The sequence below is a fragment of the Armatimonadota bacterium genome, assembly GCA_037138755.1.
In the GTDB taxonomy this organism is placed as follows: Bacteria; Armatimonadota; Fimbriimonadia; order Fimbriimonadales; family Fimbriimonadaceae; genus Fimbriimonas.
Genome location: JBAXHT010000001.1, coordinates 897,300 through 922,143 on the forward strand (window position 1 = coordinate 897,300; position 24,844 = coordinate 922,143).

Genomic DNA, 24,844 nt, shown 5'->3' on the forward strand with positions numbered 1-24,844 from the left:
CGGAGCTACAACCCCATCCGGACTTGGTGCAAGAATCGCCGAGCATCCACGTCTGGACCGCCTAGCTCGATGGTCGAAATCTCGTCGATATCGAGGTACTGAATGCCGTCTTCTAATCCGGATTTGTTAACCTCGATCAGCTCCAAGTGCTCCTTCGTGAACTCTTGAACGAATCCGTAGAAGCGAACATCGACCCAGGCGGAAACCATCAAACGATTCCGATGGGCAAACTTCAGCAAGTCAGCAAACGCCTCCATCGGCGGCAGCTCCTGATCCTCGCCTTCAAGTGATTTAGCGCGTTCCGTAAGCAGGCGAACAGCGGTCAGATACTGAGTCCCAGTCGCGAGCCGAACCACGTCCTCCAGACGTCCCATGTAGTGCCCGTTGTACCGGCCCTTGGTGTCCACCTTCTTTACAAAATAGGTGTCTTCGCTCACCGCGACAATGAAGCCCACCTCGAACTTATCGAGGTCCTGCGAGTCATCGTAGATCTCAACAAGTTCGCTCTTCCCGCAGTAGCGGCGAAGAACTTCACGGAATCGGTCAATGGCATCGGGCATTACTACAACCCCAGCCGAACACGGTTCAAAAACATCCGAGACTCTTCATCGGGACCGCCGTAGGTGAGCCGAGTGATGTCGTCTACCGGCATAATCCGGGTTCCGTCTTCGTAGCCCAGGAAGCTGATTTCCTCAAGCTCCACATGATCGCTCGAATACGCGCGGATATAGCCGTAAAGCGTGCTCCCTTCCTCATTGTGAAGTCCCACCACGATGTTTCGACCTTTGCAGAACTCTAGCAACCGCTCCATCTCCAACGAATCTGGCGCGCCACGCGACGGCGTCGGACCCTGTTTAACCCGCTCCAAAAGGAGTTGTACGGATTGCATGTACTGAGTCCCGTGCTGGGTTCTTAAAACCTTATCAAGACTTCCAACAAATGAACCCCAGTTCTGGCCGTAACGGTCGATTCGCTCTAGCCGGAATGAGTCGCCGTCAAACTCGCGTACAAACCCGACTTCGAACACATCTGGTTCGTAGTGGATTCCAATCAGTTCCTCGCGGTCAAGGCAGGCCTGGATTGCATCGCGCAGGCGTTCGAAAAGTTCGGACACGTCCTGGGTTGTACCTCTTTACAGCGGGAGGGTGACTTCCTCGAGTGAGGCCACGATTCGATCTGCCTTCGAGAAGTTGAGGTGTTCGGTAGTCGGGTTTGGGCACACCAAAGTCTTAATTCCAGCCGCCTTCGCCGCCGCAAGGCCGTTGGCGGAGTCTTCAAGCGCCCAGACTTGCTTGGGCTTGAGGTCATTCTTCTCAAGGCATCGAAGATAGAGGTCAGGAGCTGGCTTGGTTGGAACTCCCTCGTCGCGCGTGGTCAAGGACAAAAAGTGGTCACGAAGGCCAAGGTCGTGGAGGTGCCCTTCAACCCAGCGTTTCTCGCTACTGGAGACAATGTGCAACTCATATCCAAGCCCCGTAGCCATGGTAATCAGTTGTTCAACTCCCGGTCTGGCAACCTTTTCCAAGATCTGAAAATAGCGAGCTCGGAAGGTCTTATAGAGGCGCTCGGGATCCTCGTTGAGCTTGGCTTCGCGGACCAAAATGTCCTCTGGCTTCTCAGTAATCTGGTCGGGTCCCTTACCTACGATGGACTGCCAAACCTCTTTTGGGTATTCCAGATTGTGCTGGGCAAACATCCATTCCCAGGCTCGGACTTCGGGGGTTTCGGTGTCTAAAATCAGCCCATCGAAGTCAAAAAGAAGTCCTTTTCTCAAGAATTCAATATACCCGCCGCTAGGTATCGTATGGGAGTGGAGAAGGGCCAGCCGCATATCGAGTTTCGCGCTGTAGAAGTGTCATACCGGACCCACAAAGACGCCGTCCTCCCTCTATCGCTCCAGATTCAAAAAGGCGAGTTTGTCTTCTTGGTCGGAACGACCGGGGCAGGGAAGAGCACACTGTTGAAGCTCCTCAGCCGCGAAGTAAATCCCAGTAAAGGTGCGGTGGTAATCGACGGCAAAGAAGTAAACCGACAGCTTGCCTTGTTCATTCCAAAGCTAAGGCGAAAAATGGGAATTGTCCCCCAGGATTACGCACTGCTACCTAAAAAAACGGTTGAAGAGAACATTGCGTATGCGAGCAGGGCTGCCGGAAAAACCCGACGCCAAACGCGGCGCAGAACTCCATTTATCCTCATGGGAGTTCACCTGCTCCATAAGGCGAAAAGCTTCCCGGAAGAGCTCTCGGGAGGCGAAAGACAGCGCGTTGCAATTGGCCGCTCGTTGGTCAACGATCCGCCACTTATCCTCGCCGACGAGCCAACCGGGAACCTTGATCCCGAACACTCAATGGAGATTATGCAGCTCCTGCTGGATCTTAACGAGCGGGGTTCGACCGTCATCGTTGCGACCCACGACATGCTGGTAGTCGAACAGGTTCCTGCGCGAGTGATCCGCATCGAAGCAGGAAAGATCGTCAGTGATTCGGGCCCGATAGAACGCTCGATCGAAGAACCCATTGAAACCGAGTTGATCCCGCTCATTTCCGTCGTTGAGGGCAACGAAGATGCTGAAGTCGAGCCGGGGGAAGAACCAGACCTGGTAGTTGAAGAGTCGGGAGCTGATGATGCTTGATCGACTCCTTTTCATCCTAGGCGAAGCCCTTGTGTCGTTACGGCGAAACTTTGGAATGGTCGTGCTCAGCGTTCTGACAACTGCGGTCTGCTTATACGTTCTTGGCGGTCTCGGCCTCCTTTACCTCGGGCTTCAGCAAGGTGCGAAAGGGATGACAGGGGCCCTTGAAATGCGCGTGTATTTGAAAGAGGGGACAACTACCGAGCAAGTCTCGGCGTTTCTGAAGGACGTGCGCGCGACTCCGGGAGTTGAGAAAGCAATCCTGATCCCGAAAGAGCGAGCATGGGAGAAGTTCTCCAAAGAGAATCCCGAGATCGCCAAAGATATCGACAATCCTTACCCGGACGGTCTTAAAGTCATCCTGAATGATCTTAGTCTCGGAGATGCCATCGCCGCCCAGATGCGAGCCAGGACCGAAGTCGAACCAGAGAACGGTGTCAATTACCTCAAGAAGGAGCAAACACTCCTTGAGCAAGCCCTGAAGCTGTTGCGTTGGGTCGGTGCCACTGCGGGAGGGATGCTTCTCCTTGTGGCAGGGGTTCTGATTTTTACTGTCACCCGGCTAGCCGCAATGTCTAGGAGGGTAGAGATCCGCATCATGAGGCTGGTTGGGGCCGGGTATTCCACGATGTACTTGCCGATGATCATCGAAGGCAAAGTCCAGGGGGTCCTAGGTGGGCTCTTGGCGGCCGGATTGCTCCAACTCACGTATCGTCAAGTGAGCCTTGTCGTCGCCTCTTACGCCTCGATCCCGCCGCTGCCTTCGTTTCCTTTCCAGCTGGTGTATCTGTGGACTGTCGTTGCGGGTGCTAGTTATGGCGTAGGCTGCTCTTGCTTGGCCCTCATTCGGCTCAACCAGAGGATCCGATGAAGCGGCCCTGGCTCGTTCTGTTCCTCGTGATTCCCCTGGCGGTCGTGGCGCAGAAGAAGCCGTCTCTGAACCAGCTTAAGCAAGAGCTGAAGAAGATCGAGATAAAGAAGGACAAGGCTCAGGATCAGCTTGATGCAGCAAAAGAAGATATCCGGGATGTACGGGCCGAGATTGAGGGAGTCGACTCTCGCCTAGAGGAAGCAGAAAACACTCTTGAGCAAACCGCAGAAAAGCTTTCGCTGGCGCAAAAACGGCAAGCTGAGCTTGTGGGATCATTATTGGCGGCAAATCTTGAACTGGAGAACAAGCAAGCCGAAGTTCGCCGCCGGCTTCGATCAATGTACATGCGCGGGAAAGAATCCACCCTCTCCGCGATGCTCGGCCTCGCGGACTCCGGTGACATCGCTTCACGGCAGTTCATCCTTGACCGAATTGCGAAACGTGATCGCAAGCTATTCGAAGAGTTTGTTCTTGTCCGGGATCGCATCGAGAAGGAAAAGAAGGAACAGGATGCCCTGGTTGCAAGCGTCAACTCGATGCTTCAAACCCAGAAAGTCAAGCAAGAACAGCTAGAAAAGGCCCGCGCGGACAAAGTTGCCCTCATGGACTCTCTCAAGGACCGCAAAGAGGAGATGGAGCGAATCGTCAAACAGTTCGATGACGACAGCCAAAAAATTGAGGACCAAGTGAACGAGCGCATGAGGGCGGCGATGAAGTCAGGGAAGAGCCTTCCGCCAATGGGAGACGGCCGATTCGGCCCGCCCGCCGCCGGGCGCAGCACCAGCGGATTTGGCATGCGCTTCCATCCTATTCTGAAGTACAACCGAATGCACAACGGGATCGATTTCGGTGGCGGCTACGGCGCGCCAGTGTACGCCGCGGGTAGCGGAGTCGTGATTAGTACTTCCAAACTTGGCGGCTACGGAAACGCAATCATCATCGAGCATGGCGGCGGCATGTCGTCTGTTTACGGCCATCTGAGCCGGATCATGGTGTCTTCCGGAGCAACCGTGAAGCGAGGACAACGCATCGGATCAATCGGCTCCAGCGGCCTTTCAACGGGCCCCCATCTGCATTTTGAAATCCGGCAGAACGGTCGGCCGGTGAATCCGGCGGCGTATTTATAGGCCTAACCCTTGTATCTGAGTGGCACAAACTGTGATAATCAGCGTGTGGATTTCTGCCAACTTGATTCGTCAAGTCCAAAACTCGGTGAGTAAGAAACTTAGGAAAGTGCTTGCAGGGTGAGGATGAAGCGCAGCAGGGAAGTTGAAGCCGCACTATTACAGGAGAATCTATTCTTAGCATGAAGCGAACTTACAAGATTGCCCTTTCCTTGGTTCTGAGCCTCGGGATCGTGGCACCTGCATTCGCCCAGGACTCGTTCCCGGACGTACAGGACACCCATTGGGCTGCAGACGCGATTAAGCGACTGAAGCTCGAAAAATTCATCCAAGGTATGCCAAATGGCAATTTCGAGGGTAGTCGAGCGATTACTCGATACGAAATGGCTTCATTGGTGTACGCCGTCTACGCAAAGCTCGTCTGCTTTGACGAAGAGGTCGCGGTCAAGATCAAGGATCTTGAGGCGAAGATCAACAAGAAGTCGGGCGAAATCAGCACCCCTCCCGCTCCGGTTGACAACAGCAGCCTCAAGGCAGCTTTGGCTTCTCTCAAGAGCGACGTCGGAACTATGAAAGCATGGGGATCCGATATCTCAATGCTCAAGAAAATGACCGCTTCGTACTCGAAGGAGCTCACCTCCCTCGGCGCAGACGTGACGGGCATGAAGAAGCAGCTCAACGACCTCTCGATGCGCGTTTCGGCTCTCGAAAAGAAGACCGACAACGTCGTGATCAGCGGAGACGCTAACCTCTTGGCGTTTGCGTCCACCAAGGACAGCAGCTCGGCAGTTGGCTACAACCAAGATGGTCGATTCACCACCGGTACTGCTACCGGAGCCGGTCTCGACAGCCTTGGCGTCCTACACGAACTCGGGCTAAAGCTCAACAGCGGAGCATCCGCTCAGCGAGCATGGGGTGCAGAGCTCGTGGTCGGAAACGTGGCAACCACCGGAATCGGTAACCAGTCCGACTGGGCCGGTCAAATCGGAACTGCATACGGAAAGAGCCCGGCATCTGAGGTCTACCTCAATACCGCTTGGGCATCACTTCCAGAAGTTTTGAACTCGACAGTGGGTCGCCAAAACCTCAACCTCGGTAGCTACATCTTGGCTCGACCGGACTTCACCAGCTTCTATAACCAGGAGCGATGGGACAACGGCGCGTACCTGATGGACGGTCTCAAGACCGGCACCTATGGTTTCGGTGGAATCACCGTGAATGCATTCGTCGGTCGCTTCGGCGCAACCACCAGTGCAGGCACTGCTCTTCAACCGGTCGTCAACGGTGTCAATCCATCTCGCTTGATGGGTGGTCAGATCGGATTCAACCTCGGCGACTTCGCCAAGTTGACCGGTACGTACCTCAACCTTGATGGTAACAATGGTCCGATCAACCGAAACGAGATCTACGGCGTTGATGGAGACTTCAACATCGCAGGACTGGCGTTCAAGGGTGGTTACGGAAAGTCGATCCAGAAGTTCAATCAGGGAACAATCGTTGATACCGATAACGTTCGATACAACGCTTCAACCACGTTGTTCAAGGGTCTCAACATTGGCTACGATCACGTTGAGCAGAACTACGTTGCTCCAGGCGACTGGGGACGAACTGGTGTGTTCCGCAACCTCGTTGACGTCAACCGACTCACGGCTGACGCTGGCTTCGATATCAACTCGAAGTGGCACCTCAACGGCGGCTACGCTAGCAACAAGTCGATCAACGGCGTTGGCGAAACCAAGGGTTGGAACGTTGGCCTCAAGACTGCTCTCACTCCGAAGTGGGGCATGATGCTCACCCACGAGAACACCCAATTCGACGGCGGCTTCCAAGGTTCCACACCAGGCGGCTTCGCTCGATTCTCCACCATCTGGCTGGACTACGATGCCGGCAGCAACTCGCTGCTCAAGTTGTTCTACCAAATGGGCGACACCAGTGGCATCCTTGCCAACCCAGGCGGCGGCGGACTGGCTAACCAGAAAGGCGGCTTCTTCGGTATGCAATACGGCATCAGGTTCTAATTGAACTGAATTGCTTAAGGGCGGCTCCGCGACGAAAGTCTCGGAGCCACTTTTGTTTGGGAACCTCGAATCTTGTGATTGAGTAGTGATTACCGATGCTCTCTCTGCTCCTGACACAACTAGCGGCCAACCCTCCCACGGTGTATCTAGACGCCCGGTTCGAGCCGCTTGCAAACCTTGTGTATCAGTTGGATATGGTCAGTGGGTACCTGCCCTACTCGAAAAGCGAGGTAATTAGCAGTCTTTGGAAGGAACGCATTGCGACCAACTCCGATGACGCCAAGTTCCTCGATCAATGGAAGCAGACCATGCGAAAACTCGAGGCAAAGGGGCAAGGGGAATACAATCCGCGTCTCCTTTACAGCGTTGCGACCATTCAAAGCGAAGCCGAGAGAACCAGGGAAATCGGGCTGACCTCATCTTCGCTATTAGAGTTCTCAAAGCGAGTCGCGAGGGAAGTTGAACCCCAAGCTGCCAAAGAACTCAGTTCGGTAATTGCTCGCTTCCAGCCGGCATTCCTGAGCTGGTGGAACCAGGAAGCCGAACCGAAAGGCATCGATTTTAGGGTGAAAGCCGAAAAGCTCTTGAAATCCGAGAAGCTCAAGGGTCTCACAAAGGACCTCGTCCGCTTCTACCAACCAGACCTCCCCGACGGCTACATCGTGCCCGTCCAGTTCATGTATAAACCCAAAGCCCGTGAAAGCTCGCATGGGGAGCAAGTCGGTACCGCAGCTGTGATGGAGTTCTTTGAAGGCGACTCTCCCGCAAACCGCATCGACGTGACAATGCACGAACTCTCCCATTTCTTCTTCCGAAAAGCCGGAGTCGCTAAACACGAAGCCTTGACCGCAAGGTTCCAAAAGGTCAAAGACCAGAGCGCAATGGCGGTCTTCGCGATCATGAACGAGGCCCTCGCCACCGCCCTGAACAACGGCATGGTTGCCGAAGCTCTCATGGACCCGAAGTCTTTCAAAGAGTATCGGGACGCTTCGCTCTCTTGGTACTTCAATGACTCGATTGACACCACGGCCAAGACAAGCTACGATTGGCTCACCGCCTACGCCAAGCAAGGCGGAACCCTCCACGATCCCGCATTCGCAAAGACCTATGTCGAGACAATTCGAGCCGGCATGGGTCCAAAAGTTGACGCCCCAAGTGTCCAGCTCTTCGGTGTCAACTACGTGTGGGACGAGCAGTGGCCGAAGGAGATGGGATTCATGCCGCGCGAGTTCATCCAAAGCACGATCTCCAGCCGATACTCGGCTACCAAAGTCGAGGAAGCACTCCGCATGGCCCTTGCTGATAGCCCCATGTACAGCACTCTTCTGGTTCTCCGGCCAAACCAAATCGCTCAAGTTTCCAAACAGCAGCCCCTTCTAGCAAAACACGCCGACGAGCTCCGAGCCAAAGCCGCCAAGGACGGCTCCGCCCTGATGGGCACCCGCCGAAGCACCGGACTGGCGATCTACGTCGTTGTTGCCAACGACATTCCAGGAGTGCAAAAGGAACTCAAAAGACTGGCCGCTCTAAAGCAAGATTTGGCGGGAATCTTGCCGTAAAATAGGCGGATGAACTACTACGTTGTCGGGCCTGACGGGCAGAAGTACGGTCCCGGGGACGTCGTCATTCTTAATCAGTGGGCACAACAGGGTCGCGTCACGCCGACAACCGTGCTCGAAGATTCTGCCACCGGAGCCCGATTCGCGGCGAGCCAACTACCAGGAATGGTCTTCGCGCCTGCGCCAAGCAACGATTTCAACCAGCCGCCGAGCTACCAGCAGTACCCTCGCCAAGGCTATGGAGTCATGGATAACGGCGAAGGCGACTACCAGAAAGCCCTCATCTTCGGAATCATCGGATTCATCTGTTGTCCGATCTTTATCAGCCCAATTGGCATCTACTTCGCTTCGCTCGCCCAGCGCAAAGGACATCCGAAGGGGCAAGGCATCATGATCTTTTGCATCGCGAGCCTGGTGGTCGGAATGGTTTTGGGAGCTATGGCAAACGTTGTCCTGTCAAACGCCTTCAAGCTGTAAAGAATCGTCAGCCGGATTAAGCCTCCGTCAGCGATGCACAGCACCGCGCCGCCGACGGAGGGTTTACTAAAGACTCATGCTGTCGCTTGCTCTCTTCGCCGTCCTTGCCCGACCGGAAATCCACTCCGACCACCGTTTTCTTCCCCACTATAACGCCGAAGCAGACCAACAGTTCAAGAGCATGGCCGAATGGCCCGACTCCCGAGCAGTCGCCAGCAACCCCGACGAAAAGCATATCAGCAACGTCCGCCAGCTCACCTTTGGCGGGCAAAACGCCGAGGCCTATTGGAGTAAAGACGGCCAGTCCATCGTCTACCAATCCCTCCAGCCCGGCTTTCCCGACGAACAGATTTTCCTGATGAACGCCGACGGCTCGGGCAAGCATCTGATTTCCACCGGTAAAGGACGATGCACCTGCAGCTACCTCTCGCCGGACAATAAGTACGTCTATTTCAGCTCAACCTTCGCCAAAAACGAAGGCGCCCAGAAGAAGCTCGACCGAAGCAAAGGCTACGTCTGGATGGTCAACCCCGAGTTCGCGCTCTACCGCAAAAACCTCAAGACGGGCGTCCTCGAAACCGTGTTGAGCAGCAACAGCTACATTGCCGAAACCACGGTTGACCCCAACGGCAAGTACATCACCTTCACCAGCGACAAAGACGGCGACCTCGAGGTCTACCGCGCCGACCTCAACGGAAAGAACATCAAGCGACTAACCAACGAGCAAGGCTACGACGGCGGACCCTTCGTAAGCTGGGACGGCAAAAAGATCGTCTGGCGGCGCGACCTCATCGAGAGCGAAGAAGAGCGCAAAGACTACACCGCTCTGCTCCAGGAACACATGGTCCGTCCATCTAAACTCGAAATCTGGATGATGGACGCCAACGGCAAAAACCAAAAGCAAATCACCACACTCAAAGCCGCCTCCTTCGCCCCGTTCCTTCACCCCAACGGGAAGCAGATTATCTTCTGCAGCAACTTCGGTGACCCCAAGGGCCGCGAATTCGACCTATTCCTCGTCAACACCGACGGCACCGGAATGGAGCGAGTCACCACTACCCCCGACTTCGACGGCTTCCCCATGTTCAGTCGAGACGGCAAGAAAATCGTCTTCGCCAGCAACCGCTACGGCTCTGTGCCTGGAGAGACGAACATATTTGTTGCGGACTGGAAGGATTAACGTCCGTCGTCTTTTAGTAACTTGTTGCCGCGCTCCAGCAGTCTAGACTTAAACGCCTGAGGTAGCTGACGAAGCGCGGTGAACTTCGACGTAGGCCGAGGCACGCCCCAGTGGGAATCTTCGACCCTCGGTCCGGTAGCCGTCACCTGCCGGAATGCAAGCTCAAGATTCAAAGTTGTCCGATTCGCGGTGGCAACTTCAACCTTTGGATCGAAATCACCCTCGGCAAAGTATTTTGCCAGCCCGTCGAAGTCCATGAAACAGAGCTGAGGAGCAATCCGGTTCGTAACTTCATCCGGGTAACGGAGGAAGTAGCCTGACTCAGTGCCGACCCTTCCCGTCAACAACATTCCTTCGTCAACCGCTGGAAACGCGATAGGTGGAATTCGCTTGTCGAGCTCATAAAGGCCGCTCCCCAAGTACACAATTTCTCGAAAGGCGCGACGGGTTTCCGCTGACTGTCGATCAATTCTAAGGACTTGTCCAGCGAGCAGTGAACGCCGAAGCCCCGCATCTAGCGAAGCGTAAAGGTCGCCGAGTTTGCCCATCGATGTCAGGCTGACAAATGCATCAGCAACGTTATCGAGCGCTGGGCACCACCTCAAATTGGTGGTGAACCGCAAATGCCCGAGTTCCAATTCCTTCTCTATATTCGCCAAGTCTCCATTCAAAACTTCCGTATGCACCGCCAGACGAGCCATCAACTTCGCCAGCTGTGGTCTCGGAACCCGATGGCTCCGAACATAAAGTGGATCACGTTGCATTCCGAAGATCCAGCCTTCAGCATCCGCCCGATAAAGCCCGGACGGCAACTTTGGATGGCTCTTCATCACCACCAAGTTGTCGATTCCGTCCGCCAAAAAGGCAATCATCGGCTTGCTCTGCTCCTCCGAAAACAGCCTCCATTCGTCCCCCGACAAGTAGCGCAGCGGGTCCTCGACCTCAGATTTAGCGAATTCCACACAGAGCTCCTGAACGAGCTTCTTGGCTTTGTCCTGAGCAGCGAGGTCTTCCTTGGTTACCTCCGTGTCGTACTCGCCAAGCTTGTCATTAGTCGCACTGAACCGTTCGGATGCGAACTCCGATAGCTTTGATTTCCCGCGCAGTCCCTCATAGTGCGAAGGGTCGGTGTAGTCCCCAAACTCGGCAACGCTGTCCGTGTAAATCCCTTGGCTATCGAGGAAATCGATGGAGACCGACAGCTTGCCATCCATCTCCTCAAGAAAATTGAGCTTCCAGTGAGCTGAATCCTTGTACCAGTTAGTTGGAGCTTTGACAGTTGTTGATTGATCCTTTGTAAGTTCGTAACGTTCACGCTCATCCTTGTAGGTCTGGAGCATCTTCCGAGTGTCTAAGCTGATCGTGTGGTGAAGCGCCATTGGCACATCCGAATAGGGCCGGTTGTACCACTCCGTCCCATTCTGAATGAACATCTCCGGTGTCGCTGAGTGGAAGAATCGAGCAATGAACCGACCATTTGGATCAGACCGCCGTCGCCAAACGATCTCCGGAAGCCGGGCCATTCCCTTCGTCTCAGGGTCAAACTTCTTGTTCTTCCTTGCGAACCAAGTCGCAAACTCTCGATCTGTCCATTCATTAGCGGAATAATAGGGCTCAAAATCATCCTTCAACTTCTGAATCTTGGCCGTCATGCACTCGTACCGAGTCGCCAAATCTGCCGCCTGCTGCTCCAGGGTCTGAGCAAGGATCAGCCGCCCGTCTTTCTCTTCCCAAGTCGCATTCAAAACCTTCGCAAGGTTGGCCTTCACCTCTCCCCAGGGCCGTCCCATGGTTCGAATCGCGACCACATCATTCTCCAAATAGGGCACAACGCTCAGCGTCAACCGAGACTCCGAAGCCAGCTTCGGAATCAAATTCACCAACCGAATCCCCGGACTCTCCACATTGATCGGAGTCGACTGAATCACCAGTCCCAGGGTTAACGCGAGCATGACTTAATCATACAAGAGAACCGACTTTGGGTTCAGATGCTTTACTCTAGCGATTGGACATTTAGACATCGTCAAGAATAATGAGTTATCTCCCATCGTCATGTCCCAGGCGTATTCGCTTTAACTCTGCAGCACGGATTCTAAGGCGTTTGAGCAGGTTCGAAGGAAGCTGCGATAACTTCATCGATTTTGAAGCTCCCGCTAGCCGAGAGCTGATGGAAGTTTCGTTCAAAACTTGTGAAGTGGTAAGAGTAACACCGAGCTCAAGAGCTTCCCCTACTGCAACCGAGATGAGCGATTCTGTATCTGAGTCTGGAGTGTCCGCTAAACAGGACGCCAGTCCTTCAAAATCCGTCCTGGCGCGAACAAAAAACGGCTTAGAACCACCAGTTGTCTTTCGTGGGATATGAACGTCGTACAGCGGCATTCGCTCAATTCGCAGTGTCATCGAGATACCCTTGGCTTTTGGAATCCCGGTTATTCCCCAGTTTTCAAACTGCGACGAATGCCACATCGATCGGATGAAAAAGTCAAAGACGGCCGGGCTCAGGCGATCCATCTGAATGGGCTTTCCAGATCGGAGCAGAGCAAGGTCTGATGGTGTGCAAGCACCGATTAAATCGTAGGGCATCGGCTTTGGGTAATGTGGCGTCCCGAGAAGTGGAGGATAAAGCGATTCAAGGTGCGCTAATTTTGTGCGAATCAGCCATTGCCTGAATTCAAGCTGGTCGAGAACGTCCCGAAACAGGTCATTATTAGGCTCACTCACACGTTTGAGCAAGCGCAAAAATCTTTGAAATTCAGCTGAGCTTATTCTTTGACGCCGGATGCGCCAAAGATCTCGATGTGAAACTAGCATCCATCCGTTGTGGTCCAGTCGATAAGGACCATCAGTCGCAAATCCAGCGTCCGACTTAACAGGGTCGGTCTTGTAGCATTGTGCGAGCAATGCAATTACAGGCTTCTTGTTCTGTTTTGCGATAGTCAGCCAGTCTTGCCCTCCGCCAGCGTACGCCGTCACGTCAGGCGATTCAGGTGTGAGAAGGGAGTCAACGAGAGCAAGAAACTTCGGGGAATGTTTCTCGCGGTCGCCGTAGCCAAAGTCCACGAGTTCGTCACCAAGGCTTTTCCAGGGGTTAGGAGCGGCGGAATTCACTGGTTCCAATGCAGGTTTTGTTTCTGGTCCCTCAGCAATGGTCAGATAAAATGGCTCGGCTAGGTCGGAACGGAGGACATGGAGGTTGCTGTGCAGATATTGCACACCGTATTCTCCAAACTGTAATGAGATTGCCGGGACTTGGAGCTGGTCAGTTGATTGCGCATCTTCGGACATAAGCTTTTTCAGAATCTCAAGTTCCTGCTTCGTCTCTGAGATGAGGGTCCCTGTCTTGGTTGAAAATTGACTCACGTTCGGGATTTCCCCGATTGAGAAGCGATGATCGAACAGGAACGGTTCGAGAACGATGAATTCCTCAATTGGTACGGCGCTAAAGACTCGGCGATACAATCGACCGAGCGGTCCCGAGTCGTTAACCGACATTCGGCCACCAGGGGTGTAGAGCTGCTCATCGTTCTCCGATGCAAGCCACAACTTTGCGTGCTCAGGAGACCAGACGGGCATAGGGTCCTTGGAAGCGTATCGGGCTCTCAGTCTCTCCAGTTTCGAGCGAAGATTCTTGACCCGGTTTGACGTCTCGATGTTTTGCTGTTGCTCGGTCTGAAATAGTCTGAAGTGCCTGCCGTCTTGCTTCCATGTGCCGTTGACAACCTCTGCAAGCCCCTCTGCGACTTCACTCCAAGGTTGTCCAGAAACGCAAATCGCAACTGCATCCTCTGCCAACCTGGGGTCAATCTCAACGTCCAATCCAGCTTGCTGACTCAACTTGACTGCGAGAACATTCAGCCGAATCCCCGGACTCTCCACATTAATCGGCGTCGATTGGATCAGCAAACTTAGGGCGAGGAAGACCATATCAATTACCGTCCGGCTTAGCCCGCAGCAACTCTTGGCCGCGAGCGACCAAGCGACGGCGAAGTTCCGAAGGGAGCGCTTCGACTTTCATCATCGCCGACTTGAGCACTGGCTTCCCTACATATGTCTCCGTCATTCTTGCCCCACCGTTCTTACTTGATTGATGATACAAGAAGAGATTCAGGTTCTCCTGGGTCGCCTCCGCGACCTCGGTAGCTGGTTCTAATCTTCCCCAAGCCATCCAACGTGCCAATTCGTCAAAGGTCAGAAAGTTTCGGCGAAGCCCAGGTTCGAATCCCAGTCTCGGCGGATAAACCACTTCAAAGCCGGATGTTCTCGTCACATTCCCGGAGAGGATCATGCCCTCGTCCACCTTCGGGAAGGCGACGGCCGCGATGCGAGGATCTAGTTCTTGGAGTCCGTCAGAGAAAAAGAAACTCTCGAGAAAGGTTCGTCGAGTTTCTTCAGGTTGTCGAGCAACCAGCAGGGTTTGCCCGCGAACTAAAGAATCTTGAGACGATCGCGGGAGCGTTGCGAACAATACTCCCAGCCCGCGGATTCCTACGTTCTCGGTCAGCATCGAAACTAAGGTGAGCACAGGTTGCATTCGGTCGAGACGGAGCCTCCTTACCCCCGCTCCGATCTCAATTCGCCTAATCGTACTGTCGACACCGAACCGATCAGTTCTCCACTCTGTCGCTAATGTGTTAAACAGTTTCCCCATTTCGCGACGGTCCACTCGATTTTGACGAACCCATAATGGATCGCGGTGCATACCGATGATCCACCCATCGCTATCAGCACGAAAACTTCCCGTACTCAATCGAGGGGAGCTTATAGCAACTGCTCCGCCCGCACCATCGTCTGTCAAAAGAGCAATCATTGGCTTGGCACTCTCCTCAGAATAAAGTCTCCAATCGTCGCCTCCCAAATAGCCCAACGGGTCCTCCAGTTCGGCCTTCGACCACCGGGAACATAATTCACCGACCAACCCAATCGCTTTTAACCGTTCTTTGTTTCCCGATTCGATTTCGGCCGCAGTCGCACCATCATTGTAGGAAGAATCAAGGTCATGTGAGGCTCGTAGTCTGGATGTTGCAAACTCGCGGAGCCTAGATTTACCCCGTAATGGTTCGAACTCGGGATACTTGGCAACGTTCGAGAACTCACGTACCGTTGTCAGCACCCTGCCGGACGTATCCAACATGGATACCTCTGCAAAGAGAGAATGCTCACCCAATTCTTTCAGTTTCAGCCTCCAGTGGGTTGCATCACGAAGGCTTGAGGCGGGCTTACCGTTTTTCCATTCGAACCCGAACACAGAGCGAACTAACTCGGTCTCTGAGCGCAAGTTTGTCAATATCTGATCTGTGGGTGCTTCCAGCTTGGCGTGAAGAGCAAGGCTCTGATCGGAGAATGGATGATGTTCAAGACTGGTTCCAACTTTCGTTAAGATGGATGGTTCGATTCCGTTGAACAACCGGGCGAGAAACCGGCCTGAAGGCTCCGATCGGCGTTGCCACACCATTTCTGGCACTCGCTCCTTAAAATCTTGTTCGTCAGTAAATGGTTTGGTCACCCGCGCAAGCCAAGTTCCAAACTCTCGATCTGACCAGGCCTCCGGAGAGTAGTGTGGTGCAAGGTCGGCCTTCAACCGATTAATCTTTGCCTTCATGCAGGCATATCTAGCGTCCAAATCCGCCTTCTGCTGCTTGCTCGTCTGAGTCAGGATATACCGCCCATCATTCTCCTCCCAGGTCGCGTTCAAAACCTTCGCCAGGTTCGCCTTAACCTCACTCCAAGGCCGCCCCATCGTCCGAATCGCCACCACATCATTCTCTAGGTATGGCACCACGCTCAAGCCCAGACGTGATTCCGAAGCTAGCTTCGGAATCAGATTCACCAACCGAATCCCCGGACTCTCCACATTGATCGGAGTCGACTGAATCACCAGTCCCAGAGTCAAGGCGAGCATGACTTAATCATACGATATGCAGTGAGCTGGAAGATCAATGGATAGCGACCAAAAGTGAGCCGCGAAAAGCGAATCACCCAAAGCGAAGCGCCCAACTTGCACTAATCCGCCAAACCATCTATCATAATCACCACTTGTACAATGCGGTCCAAGGTGGAGAGTCAAGTGGAGTGGAACGCAAGCGAGCAGGGATTCGATGAGATCTGGCTAAAGCCGGGCAAGCCGCGCAAGCACTACGAGCAATTGCTCAAGTCCTTCGGCAATATGTCGCCCGAAGAGGTAGCCCGAAGGGAGAACCTACAGTACCTCTCACTCCTCAACCAAGGGATCACGTTCAACGTGTACGGCGAGGCCGAAGGCCGAGAACGAGTCTTCCCGTTTGACTTCGTCCCGCGCATCATCACCGCCGCCGAGTGGGATCACCTCAAGCGGGGCCTGACCCAGCGCATCACCGCGATCAACCGCTTTCTGCTTGACATCTACGGCGAGCAAGACATCCTCCACAAAGGCGTCGTTCCCTGGGAGCTGATCCTCTCTCGCAAGGAGTACCGAAGGGAACTCAGAGGCATCATCCCGCCTCGGAAGGTCTTCACTCACGTCTGCGGAACCGACCTCATCCGCGATGACCGAGGCGACTTCCTTGTCCTGGAAGACAACTGCCGCTGCCCAAGCGGAGTTTCCTACGTCGTCGAAAACCGAAACCTGCTGGCACGGACGTTCCCCGAGCTCTTTAACCGCTATCCGGTTCGGCCCGTGCGCGACTACCCGCAGATGCTCCTCGACACCTTGACTTTTGTTGCTCCTCATTACGGCGAAAGCTCCCTCGCGGTTGTTCTCACCCCAGGCAGCTACAACTCCGCGTTCTTTGAGCACTCCTTCCTCGCCCGAGAAATGGGAATCCCGTTGGTGGAAGGCCGAGATCTCATCGTCGAAGACAACCAAGTCTTCGCCCGAACCACCGAAGGTCGCCAGCGCGTCAGCGTCATCTACCGCCGCATCGACGACGACTTCATCGACCCCGTCGCCTTCAACCACGACAGCACCCTCGGCGTCCCAGGCCTGCTCAACGCCTACCGCGCCGGAACCGTTGCCCTCGCCAACGCCCCCGGCGCCGGCGTCGCCGACGACAAAGCCGTCTACGCCTTCATACCCGAGATCATCCGGCACTACCTCTCCGAAGAGCCCATCCTGAAGCAGGTCACCACTTTCACTGGCTACAAGCCCGACGACTTCAAGTACATGGTCGACCACGCCAGCGAGCTCGTCATCAAAACTACCGGCGACGCTGGCGGCTACGGAATGCTGATGGGCCCGATGGCGAGCAAGAAGGAAGTCAAAGAGTACGTTGCAAAGATGCACGAAAACCCCGGCAACTACGTCGGCCAACCGCTCATTGAGTTGAGCAGTCATTCGACATTCCTGAACGGCGAGTTCGTCCCCCGCCGAATCGACCTCAGACCCTACATCCTTTACGGCGACCGAGTAAGGATCCTCCCCGGCGGCCTCACACGGGTCGCCCTCAAAGAAGGCTCCTACGTCGTCAACTCCAGTCAAGGCGGCGGAAGCAAAGACACCTGGGTCCTGGAGGACAGAAGGGCATGATGCTCTCGCGAATCGCCGATTCGCTCTACTGGATGGGTCGCTACATTGAGCGCGCCGAAAACACATGCCGCCTGCTCAAGGCAACGCACGAGTTTACCGTCGAGCTGTCCGGACTAAACGACGAACTCGCTGCCCAAGAGTGGCACCTGCTCTTTGGCAAACCGCCGGCCAACGTAGGACTGACCCTCAACGCGCAGTATATCGACTCGTTCATGTACGACGCCTCCAACCCGCTCTCGGTAATCTCCTGCATCGAGCAAGCGAGGAGCAACGCGCGAAGCATTGGCGAAGTTCTGACCCGAGAGGTGATCCAGCAGCTCAACGAGATGTATCACGCAATGGTCTCAGCCCGCCAAGCCGTGGCTCTGAATCCGGCTCGGCTGACCGACTTCACAGAGGCAACGCACAAAGACATCCTCACCCTCCTTGGTGCCATTGAGCACACCCTGACGAGGGATCAAGGCTGGACTTACATGAAGCTTGGCGAGGCCATGGAGCGCACGCAGCGAACCCTCAAAGTTCTCGAACTCAAACTCCCTAACCTGCGAGCGGCGCACAAATCAAACGACCTTTCAATGTCCTTCGCCTTCGGACGAATCTTACTCCTCGACCTAGCATCCCTGGAGAACTATCGAAGAGTCTATGGGGCCCGCCTCGAACCCGATCAAGTCCTAAAATTTCTCCTTTTCAACGACCAAACTCCGCGCTCGGTCCACAGCGGCCTCAAGCGGATGAAGGCGTACGTCGACTTGCTTCCGTCAGCTCATGCCGGAATGCCGACCATGCGCCGAATCCTCGGGCGCAAGCTCGCCGAAGCCCAGTATGACGAGGCCCGAATCATGGCAATGTCCGACCTAGCCGAATACACTCAGCGCACCTCAATCGCCCTCATGAACGCCCACGAAGCTCTCGTCAAACCGCAACACGAGGTGGAAGCATGATCCTGGACGTTGAGCATCGGCTCAACTTCAACTACTCAGGCTTCATTAGCGAGTCGTCGATGGAGCTCCGCGTTGAGCCAACGAGCAACAACCACCAAACCGTCCGCTCGTTCTACATCGCGGTTGGGCCAGTGACCAAGGTGTTCCGCTATATCAACTGGCTTGGGGCACCCACACATCACTTCTCTATCACCGATTATCACAAAGAGATCCAAGTGATCTCCCGCTCGGTAGTCGAAACTCACCCCAAACATCCCGATCTTGAGGTCATTTTGGACTCCGTCGAGGACATCCCCACCGATGGCCCCATCCTCGACTCGCTGATGTTTACTGATTTGGTGGTGGATTCGCCACGCCTTCGGGAGTTTTGCAATGGTGTCGATCTCTCGACGCCGCTCGGCGGAGTGATTCAGCAAGTGGTTGACCTTGTGAGCCATCACATGACGTATGCGAGCGAGGTCACTACTGTCGCAACCACCAGCGATGAAGTTCTCGATCAACCAGGCGGTGTATGCCAAGACTTTGCCCACCTTTCATTAGCAGTGCTGCGTTCGCTCGGCGTGCCGGCCCGCTACGTTAGCGGATACTTCCATGTCGCAGAGCCCACAAAGCCAAGCGAGAGTCACGCCTGGATTGAGTTCTATTCTCCCACCTTTGGCTGGTGCGGCTACGATCCAACTCACTCGTGCCTTCCGGACGAACGCCATGTTGTGATCGCTCATGGCCGCGATTACAACGACGCCGCTCCAAACCGGGGGGTCTATGTTGGCAATGCTTCGGAGTCACTCAAGGTCGAAGTTAAAACCACCGAAACCGAGCCAACCAGCCCGCTCGACCTTCGAGACGATATCGGTCGAATCGAAGTCCCGGTCTACGCCGAATTTCCTCAGATCACGAAGACCACAAAACCAGCCGACCAAATGGTCGCTCAACAACAGCAGCAGTAGACCTATTTGGACGACTTGGTGATCAGTTCGAGAAATTCGCGATCACTCCAACCACGCATCGCTCCAGAAACCTTGCCCATCCTCAAAGCCACCATTTTGAGTTTCGGAATGATGTAGAGACGCTGTTTGCCCGCACCCGCCGCCATTCGGAAACCGTCGGCGCTGGGATCAGCTTTGGCGGTCATCATGCTCGCTTCGTCGGCGTCCGAAAGCCACCAGCTCATGCCATAGCCGGGATTCGCCTTGGACGGTAGGTAGAGCTCCTTCATCAACTTGGCGTCAATCAACTGTTTGCCTTTCCACTTCCCATCCGCCATGACGAACTGACCGAAAGTGATCCAGTCTCGGGGCTTGATCCATCCGCCTCCGGCTAGCTGAGGCTTCCCGTCCGCACACTTGCCCCGATAGAACATCGAGATTCCAAGCGGCTTCATGATCCGCCGATCGAGATACTGTTCCCAACTCTCGTTCTTGAGCTTGGCTTCGATGAGCGAACCGAAAATGTTGAAGCTATTCGGGCCGTAAGCGAATTGCTCGCCGGGTTCAAATACAGCGGTGGCTGCTTTAGCGGTCTCCCAGCCTTCGCGTTCGCCAGCGTCTCGACCCCGAACCCCGACGGGCAATCCGCTGGAAAGCGAGAGCAGGTGGCGAACCGTTATCTTGGACTTCTTCGGATCGTTCTTCCACTCCACAAATGTGTCCGCAACATTCTCATCGTAGGTCAGAAGTTTGTCGGTCGCTGCCGCCGCGGCAACGACGCCGCAAAAGCTTTTTGACCCGCTCGCCATGGCCTGGGAAGTGCCTTCTCCGCCGCCGTTGGCGTACTTTTCAAACACGAGTTTGCCGTTGATCGAAACCAACATCGCCTGAGAGTTAAACTTCTCCGCGTACTTCCAACCCTCATCAAAAGGAGCCTGGCGCGCGAGGGTGAGCGAAAGAACAAAAGCCGAAATCATTCCTTCGTGGTTAACGTTTTTGTCATAGCGCAGTTCGGCAAACAGGGCTTTCTTCCTAGATCGGTAAACTAGCCTCGATGTCCATCGATCTGAACTCCCGCGACGCCGTCACTGCGCTTGATCCCAAAGGAATGTGGCACTTCACCGAGGAATATCCAAATCAGTGCCGTACCGCCCTTGGCCTGGTGGATGGTGTTGATTTCCCGACTGGCGAGTTCAATTTGGCGATGCTGACCGGCTTGGGTGGGTCGGCGGTTGGTGGCGACTACGTGCGAGCAATGTTTGAGGCGTTCGGTTCGATTCCGTTCATCGTCAACCGCGACTATCATTTGCCTTCTTATGTCGGATCCAAAACACTGGTTTTTGCAACAAGCTACAGCGGCAACACCGAAGAAACACTGTCGGCGTATGCGGAAGCAAAAGCCGCCGGAGCGACGATCGTTTGCGTGACGAGCGGAGGAAAACTCGCCGAGATGGCTAAGGCTGACGGCTTCACCGTCGTTACCGTTCCCGGCGGCCAACCACCCCGAACCGCCCTCGGTTTCATGCTGATCCCCGTCCTCGCCGCTGCCATCAAAATGGGTCTTCTCCCCGAGCAAGACTTTGCCAACGCCTTTGACCTCCTCGAAAAGCTCTGCGCTGAGTGGACTATCGAAGGCGCAAACCCCATTGCCAAAGACATGGCAAAGGACCTCCACGGAAATCTGGGGATTATCTATGGCCTCGGCCCCTGGCAAGCCATTACCGCCAACCGCTGGAAGGGACAGATCAACGAGAACTCTAAGAACCATATCTTCGTCAACCAGTTCCCTGAGCTGAACCACAACGAGATTCTTGCTTGGGTGAAAGCTGGCGAGCAGGGAGTAGGGAAGTACGTCGGGATCATCCTTGAGGATGGCAACGAGAGCGCAAAAATGAAAAAGCGCGCCGAAGTTACCGAGGGGCTGGTGAAGGATCTTTGCTCGTTCCAACACGTCGCGGCGATTGGAGATAATCTTCTCGAAAAACTCCTAACACTAACCTATCTCGGAGACTTCGTTTCCTTGTATCTCGCGGCGCTCAACCAAGTCGACCCTGAAAACATTGATTCCATCAACGTTTTGAAGACCGAACTTGGCAAGGTGAACTAAAAAAGGTCTAGGGTGCCAGCTCAACCGAATAGGAAACCGCGCTTGCGAGCGCTTCCGCATCCTTTTTGGCCGCCGCGTTGCCATGCGGCCAAGAGATCATCATGGAATAGCTGAACTTCGGACTCCCGAGGTAATACATGCGATCTCGCCGAGGCGCATTCGGGTGATCCCTCTCTTCATATGCGCCCTTAAACCCTTCGCTGGTCCGAACGGGCTGCGTCTTGCTATTTGCAAATCGACTCACAACTCCTTGTCCCGCAGCCCCAGTCCCCTCGCAGATGACTGAAACAATGGCATCGTTCAGGCTGTATGCAAAGCCTTCGTCCTTCGAAGTCGTCCCCTTAGGCAGGAGGCACCTGACCCCTTTCCCGCCATCACGGCCCTCGAACTCAACTCGTTCGGTGCCAGGGGTTGATGGCGCCGGTATCTCTACCTCCGGACCGATATACTTTGTAAACTCCGGATCGGATTCTGATAGCTTCTCATTCTTGATTAGTCCGATAAAATTCATCATCGGAACCACCAGCAGGAGAGCGGCGACCGCCATCATCCCGAGCGCAACTTTAGCGGACTTCGTCATGAAGCAAGCGTACCAGCCGGTTTGCGTCGGTCAATCTCACCACAATCCGACATCTGCTACCGTAACGAGCACCCGCCTCGTAGGGTTAAATAGAGGGGAGAGGAAATGAAGAGCAGAGAGTCAGATTTCAATGTTTTCAGAAACTTCATGACATCTCCGGATTATGCCGGGGAGGTAATCCCGGCAAATTCCGGCTTTGCAACCTTCTCTTGGATCGTCCTCGTCTACAACCTTCTCGTTGTAGGCTTCGGAGTTTTCCTCCGCGCCGCCGGACTCGGTGACGGATGTGGCGAAAACTGGCCGCTCTGTACAGGCGAAAAGTACCCCGTGAAAGGTTCTTTCGCGACTTTGATTGAATCGACTCATCGAATTTCGACCACTCTGGTCGGGCTCTTAGCGATTATCATGGTGGTCTGGGCTTTCCGTTACTTTGCAAAGGGGCATCCTGCAAAGAAGATGGCGATCGGCTTCCTAGTGATGACTCTGTTTGAGGGGTTTGTCGGACGACACCTGGTCGTCAAAGGCCTGGTCACCGACAAAGACACCGTCGAGCGGGCGATGTGGATGATGGCCCACGTGCTCAGTATTTTCCTTCTACTCGGGTTCAACGTTTGCGCCGCACTTAGCACGTCGGGCATGCGGCCACTTCAGTTCAGGAATCAAGGAGTTGTGGGTTGGCTCCTCGGTTTAGGTTTCGTTGGAACGTTTCTCCTGGGAATAAGCGGCGCAATCTCCGCCTTCGGACACCAAGTTCGGCCGGATGTTGAAGGTCTCAGTGAGAGACTCCAAGCCGGAGCGTTCTGGGCGAGCAAGCTTGCAGTCGCTCATCCTATCGGCTCCGCAAGCATCGGGCTGTTCATGTTCCTCATGTGCGGCCTGATCCAGCACCTGAGGCCAGACCCGTTCGTCAAGAACGCGTGCAGAACCGTCATCGGACTCTTGGCCCTTCAAATGGGTGTCGGGCTTCTGAATATCTTCCTCAGTGCGCCGATCGTCATGCAGATGATCCATCTGGTGGTGGCTGATCTCAACTGGATTTCACTCGTGGTTCTCGCTGTTGCCGCGCTTGGCGTCGGGATCGAGCCTGTCGAAGCAAGGCCAGCGCCGGAAGAAGCGGAGCACAGCGCGGAGCCGCTGAAGGGTCGTGAGCTAATCAAAGCGTATGTCGCGCTCACCAAGCCGAGAGTAATCAGCCTTCTACTCTTCACCACAATGACGAGCATGATTGCTGCCCAGGGTTCTTGGCCTGGAATCACGCTCTTTACCGTCGTCAGCATTGCCGGCTACATGATCGCCGGTGCCGCCAACGCGATCAACATGGTGATCGACCGCGATATCGACATCTCGATGAAGCGAACAGCGAAGCGGCCGACGGTCACTCAAAACATTTCGAGCGTCAACGCTCTCATCTTCGCGTTCTCACTTGCGACTATCAGTTTCACCTCTCTTTGGGTCGTTGCGACGCCGCTCAGTGCGGTCATGGCGCTCAGCGGCCTGGTCTTCTATGTCGTGATCTACACGATGCTCCTCAAGCGCAGAACTTGGCAGAACATCGTTATCGGCGGTGCCGCCGGAGCTTTCCCGCCGCTTGTTGGCTGGGCGGCGATCACGGGTGAGTTACCGCCTCTCGCGCTGTACCTTTTCGCAATCATCTTTGTCTGGACTCCGGTCCACTTCTGGGCGCTGGCGATCCTTATCAAGGATGACTACGCCGCCGCCGGGGTTCCAATGCTTCCGGTAGTGAAAGGCAACCGTGTCACCGTGATCCAGATCGGTGTCTACACCGTAGCAACTATCATCATCACGATGATTCCCATGTGGCTCCCGCAGGTCGGTTGGATCTACGGCGTCTCCGCAGCAATCCTTAACATTCTCTTAGTGAGAGCGGTCTGGAGGCTCTGGCAGAACTGGGAAGAGCGGCCCCGCGCAAGCTGGCTCTTCCACTACAGCATGCTGTACCTTGCAATTTTGTTCCTCATGTTCGCCGTCGATCGGGTGGTTGTCCTATGAAATCACTGCAAACCGCAGGAACCCCTAGGCAATACATCCCAGGTTCCCGGTATCATCATTTCTCGTATATCGCCGTCAAAATCGATAGACAACGCCGACCTGCACGGATGCGCTGGTCAGCACCAACGGAGTCTCTGTAAAGTATGGGTTCACAGGTTTTCAAACCAAGTGCCAATTCTGTGGCACAAGTCGCAATCGCGTGTATTGCAGGAGGTCCGCTACTTGTCGGTCTCTCCCTTGCTGCGCTCTCGCGCTCTCCAGCGAACACTAAGGTAAACGTTCCAAAGAACCAACCAGTTCCATTTTCTCACCAGCACCATAACTGGGAGCTAGGCATTGACTGTCGATACTGCCATACCAGCGTCGAAAAGTCAGCATTCGCAGGCATTCCTTCCACTGAAACCTGTATGAGTTGCCACTCGCAAATCTGGACCAACTCGCCACTGCTTGAGCCAGTTCGGCAAAGCATGGAGACCGGTACGCCGATCGTTTGGAACAAGGTCAACAAGGTTCCCGATTTCGTGTACTTCAACCACTCGATTCACATCAACCGCGGACTTAACTGTAACACTTGCCACGGCCCGGTCAACGATATGCACATCACGGCCAAAGGAAACTCCTTCCAGATGGCTTGGTGTCTGTCCTGTCACCGCAACCCGGAGAAGTTCCTCGGGTGGAACAAAGAGCTTCAAAAGGAGCACCCGGGCGACACTCCTCGCCAGCTTGCATTCAAGCTTTACTGGAAGCTGCAGACGAAAGGAAAGAACAATCTTTCGCCAGCGGAAACCATTCTTGTGAATGGTGATTTCAATGGCCTCAACGATAAGGAAACCGTCGATGCCGGAAAGGACATCGTAGCGAAGTACGGCATCAAGACTCAGCAACTATCGGACTGCGGAGTGTGCCACCGGTAAGGGG

Annotated in this window: 21 protein-coding genes; 13 read left to right on the forward strand and 8 right to left on the reverse strand. The window is 54.7% G+C overall.

Annotated features, from left to right (window positions below; genetic code table 11):
• Positions 1-5: 5 nt before the first annotated feature.
• From WCK51_04335 to WCK51_04345, 3 genes are read right to left on the reverse strand one after another with little or no spacing between them, the layout of a single operon-like run.
• Positions 6-560 (reverse strand): hypothetical protein, encoded by a 555-nt coding sequence (locus WCK51_04335; GenBank protein ID MEI7576098.1) that lies wholly within the window; start codon positions 558-560, stop codon positions 6-8.
• A 2-nt stretch (positions 561-562) separates the two neighbouring features.
• On the reverse strand, positions 563-1,114 hold the full coding sequence (locus WCK51_04340; protein ID MEI7576099.1) for a hypothetical protein: 552 nt from the start codon (positions 1,112-1,114) through the stop codon (positions 563-565).
• Positions 1,115-1,132: 18 nt separating this feature from the next.
• Positions 1,133-1,774, reverse strand: a complete 642-nt coding sequence (locus WCK51_04345; protein ID MEI7576100.1) for an HAD family phosphatase — start codon at positions 1,772-1,774, stop codon at positions 1,133-1,135.
• A 78-nt stretch (positions 1,775-1,852) separates the two neighbouring features.
• On the opposite strand from WCK51_04345, the gene WCK51_04350 reads away from it, so the two are divergent.
• From WCK51_04350 to WCK51_04380, 7 genes are all read left to right on the forward strand, one after another.
• Positions 1,853-2,632, forward strand: coding sequence for an ATP-binding cassette domain-containing protein (locus WCK51_04350; GenBank protein ID MEI7576101.1), 780 nt, complete (start codon positions 1,853-1,855; stop codon positions 2,630-2,632).
• Positions 2,604-3,503 (forward strand): permease-like cell division protein FtsX, encoded by a 900-nt coding sequence (locus tag WCK51_04355; protein MEI7576102.1) that lies wholly within the window; start codon positions 2,604-2,606, stop codon positions 3,501-3,503. The genes WCK51_04350 and WCK51_04355 overlap by 29 nt, the downstream gene beginning before the upstream one ends.
• The gene (locus WCK51_04360; protein ID MEI7576103.1) at positions 3,500-4,630 is read left to right on the forward strand and encodes a peptidoglycan DD-metalloendopeptidase family protein; all 1,131 of its coding nucleotides are present in this window, start codon (positions 3,500-3,502) and stop codon (positions 4,628-4,630) included. Before WCK51_04355 ends, WCK51_04360 begins: the two co-directional genes overlap by 4 nt.
• Before the next feature lie 179 nt (positions 4,631-4,809).
• Positions 4,810-6,645 (forward strand): S-layer homology domain-containing protein, encoded by a 1,836-nt coding sequence (locus WCK51_04365; protein ID MEI7576104.1) that lies wholly within the window; start codon positions 4,810-4,812, stop codon positions 6,643-6,645.
• A gap of 95 nt (positions 6,646-6,740) precedes the next feature.
• On the forward strand, positions 6,741-8,204 hold the full coding sequence (locus WCK51_04370) for a hypothetical protein (protein ID MEI7576105.1): 1,464 nt from the start codon (positions 6,741-6,743) through the stop codon (positions 8,202-8,204).
• Positions 8,205-8,213: 9 nt separating this feature from the next.
• The gene (locus tag WCK51_04375; GenBank protein ID MEI7576106.1) at positions 8,214-8,681 is read left to right on the forward strand and encodes a hypothetical protein; all 468 of its coding nucleotides are present in this window, start codon (positions 8,214-8,216) and stop codon (positions 8,679-8,681) included.
• Positions 8,682-8,757: 76 nt separating this feature from the next.
• Positions 8,758-9,861 carry a hypothetical protein gene (locus WCK51_04380; protein MEI7576107.1) on the forward strand — a complete coding sequence of 368 codons (1,104 nt, stop codon included), beginning with the start codon at positions 8,758-8,760 and terminating at the stop codon, positions 9,859-9,861.
• On the opposite strand, the gene WCK51_04385 is transcribed toward WCK51_04380, so the two are convergent.
• The 3 genes from WCK51_04385 to WCK51_04395 form a co-directional block, all read right to left on the reverse strand.
• A complete protein-coding gene (locus WCK51_04385; protein ID MEI7576108.1) occupies positions 9,858-11,813 on the reverse strand; it encodes a hypothetical protein in 1,956 nt (651 codons plus the stop codon). The genes WCK51_04380 and WCK51_04385 overlap by 4 nt on opposite strands.
• 85 nt (positions 11,814-11,898) lie before the next feature.
• On the reverse strand, positions 11,899-13,785 hold the full coding sequence (locus WCK51_04390) for a hypothetical protein (GenBank protein ID MEI7576109.1): 1,887 nt from the start codon (positions 13,783-13,785) through the stop codon (positions 11,899-11,901).
• Position 13,786: 1 nt separating this feature from the next.
• Entirely contained in the window at positions 13,787-15,760 is a 1,974-nt protein-coding gene (locus WCK51_04395; GenBank protein MEI7576110.1) for a hypothetical protein, read from the reverse strand.
• 153 nt (positions 15,761-15,913) lie between these two features.
• Here WCK51_04395 and WCK51_04400 point away from each other — a divergent pair, with 153 nt between their 5' ends.
• The 3 genes from WCK51_04400 to WCK51_04410 are packed head-to-tail and all read left to right on the forward strand — an operon-like array spanning position 15,914 to position 19,250.
• A complete protein-coding gene (locus WCK51_04400) occupies positions 15,914-17,362 on the forward strand; it encodes a circularly permuted type 2 ATP-grasp protein (protein MEI7576111.1) in 1,449 nt (482 codons plus the stop codon).
• Positions 17,359-18,303 carry an alpha-E domain-containing protein gene (locus WCK51_04405; protein MEI7576112.1) on the forward strand — a complete coding sequence of 315 codons (945 nt, stop codon included), beginning with the start codon at positions 17,359-17,361 and terminating at the stop codon, positions 18,301-18,303. The genes WCK51_04400 and WCK51_04405 overlap by 4 nt, the downstream gene beginning before the upstream one ends.
• Positions 18,300-19,250 (forward strand): transglutaminase family protein, encoded by a 951-nt coding sequence (locus WCK51_04410; GenBank protein ID MEI7576113.1) that lies wholly within the window; start codon positions 18,300-18,302, stop codon positions 19,248-19,250. Before WCK51_04405 ends, WCK51_04410 begins: the two co-directional genes overlap by 4 nt.
• 2 nt (positions 19,251-19,252) lie before the next feature.
• Here the strand turns inward: WCK51_04410 and WCK51_04415 are convergent, their stop codons facing one another.
• Positions 19,253-20,206 (reverse strand): serine hydrolase, encoded by a 954-nt coding sequence (locus WCK51_04415; GenBank protein ID MEI7576114.1) that lies wholly within the window; start codon positions 20,204-20,206, stop codon positions 19,253-19,255.
• Positions 20,207-20,283: 77 nt separating this feature from the next.
• Here WCK51_04415 and WCK51_04420 point away from each other — a divergent pair, with 77 nt between their 5' ends.
• Complete coding sequence (locus tag WCK51_04420) at positions 20,284-21,336, forward strand: bifunctional phosphoglucose/phosphomannose isomerase (protein MEI7576115.1); 1,053 nt, start codon at positions 20,284-20,286, stop codon at positions 21,334-21,336.
• Positions 21,337-21,343: 7 nt separating this feature from the next.
• Here WCK51_04420 and WCK51_04425 read toward each other — a convergent pair whose 3' ends face one another.
• Positions 21,344-21,916 carry a hypothetical protein gene (locus tag WCK51_04425; GenBank protein MEI7576116.1) on the reverse strand — a complete coding sequence of 191 codons (573 nt, stop codon included), beginning with the start codon at positions 21,914-21,916 and terminating at the stop codon, positions 21,344-21,346.
• A 105-nt stretch (positions 21,917-22,021) separates the two neighbouring features.
• On the opposite strand from WCK51_04425, the gene WCK51_04430 reads away from it, so the two are divergent.
• Both WCK51_04430 and WCK51_04435 read left to right on the forward strand, forming a co-directional pair.
• Positions 22,022-23,926, forward strand: coding sequence for a heme o synthase (locus WCK51_04430; protein ID MEI7576117.1), 1,905 nt, complete (start codon positions 22,022-22,024; stop codon positions 23,924-23,926).
• Positions 23,927-24,105: 179 nt separating this feature from the next.
• Positions 24,106-24,840, forward strand: a complete 735-nt coding sequence (locus tag WCK51_04435; protein MEI7576118.1) for a cytochrome c3 family protein — start codon at positions 24,106-24,108, stop codon at positions 24,838-24,840.
• Positions 24,841-24,844 lie beyond the last annotated feature (4 nt).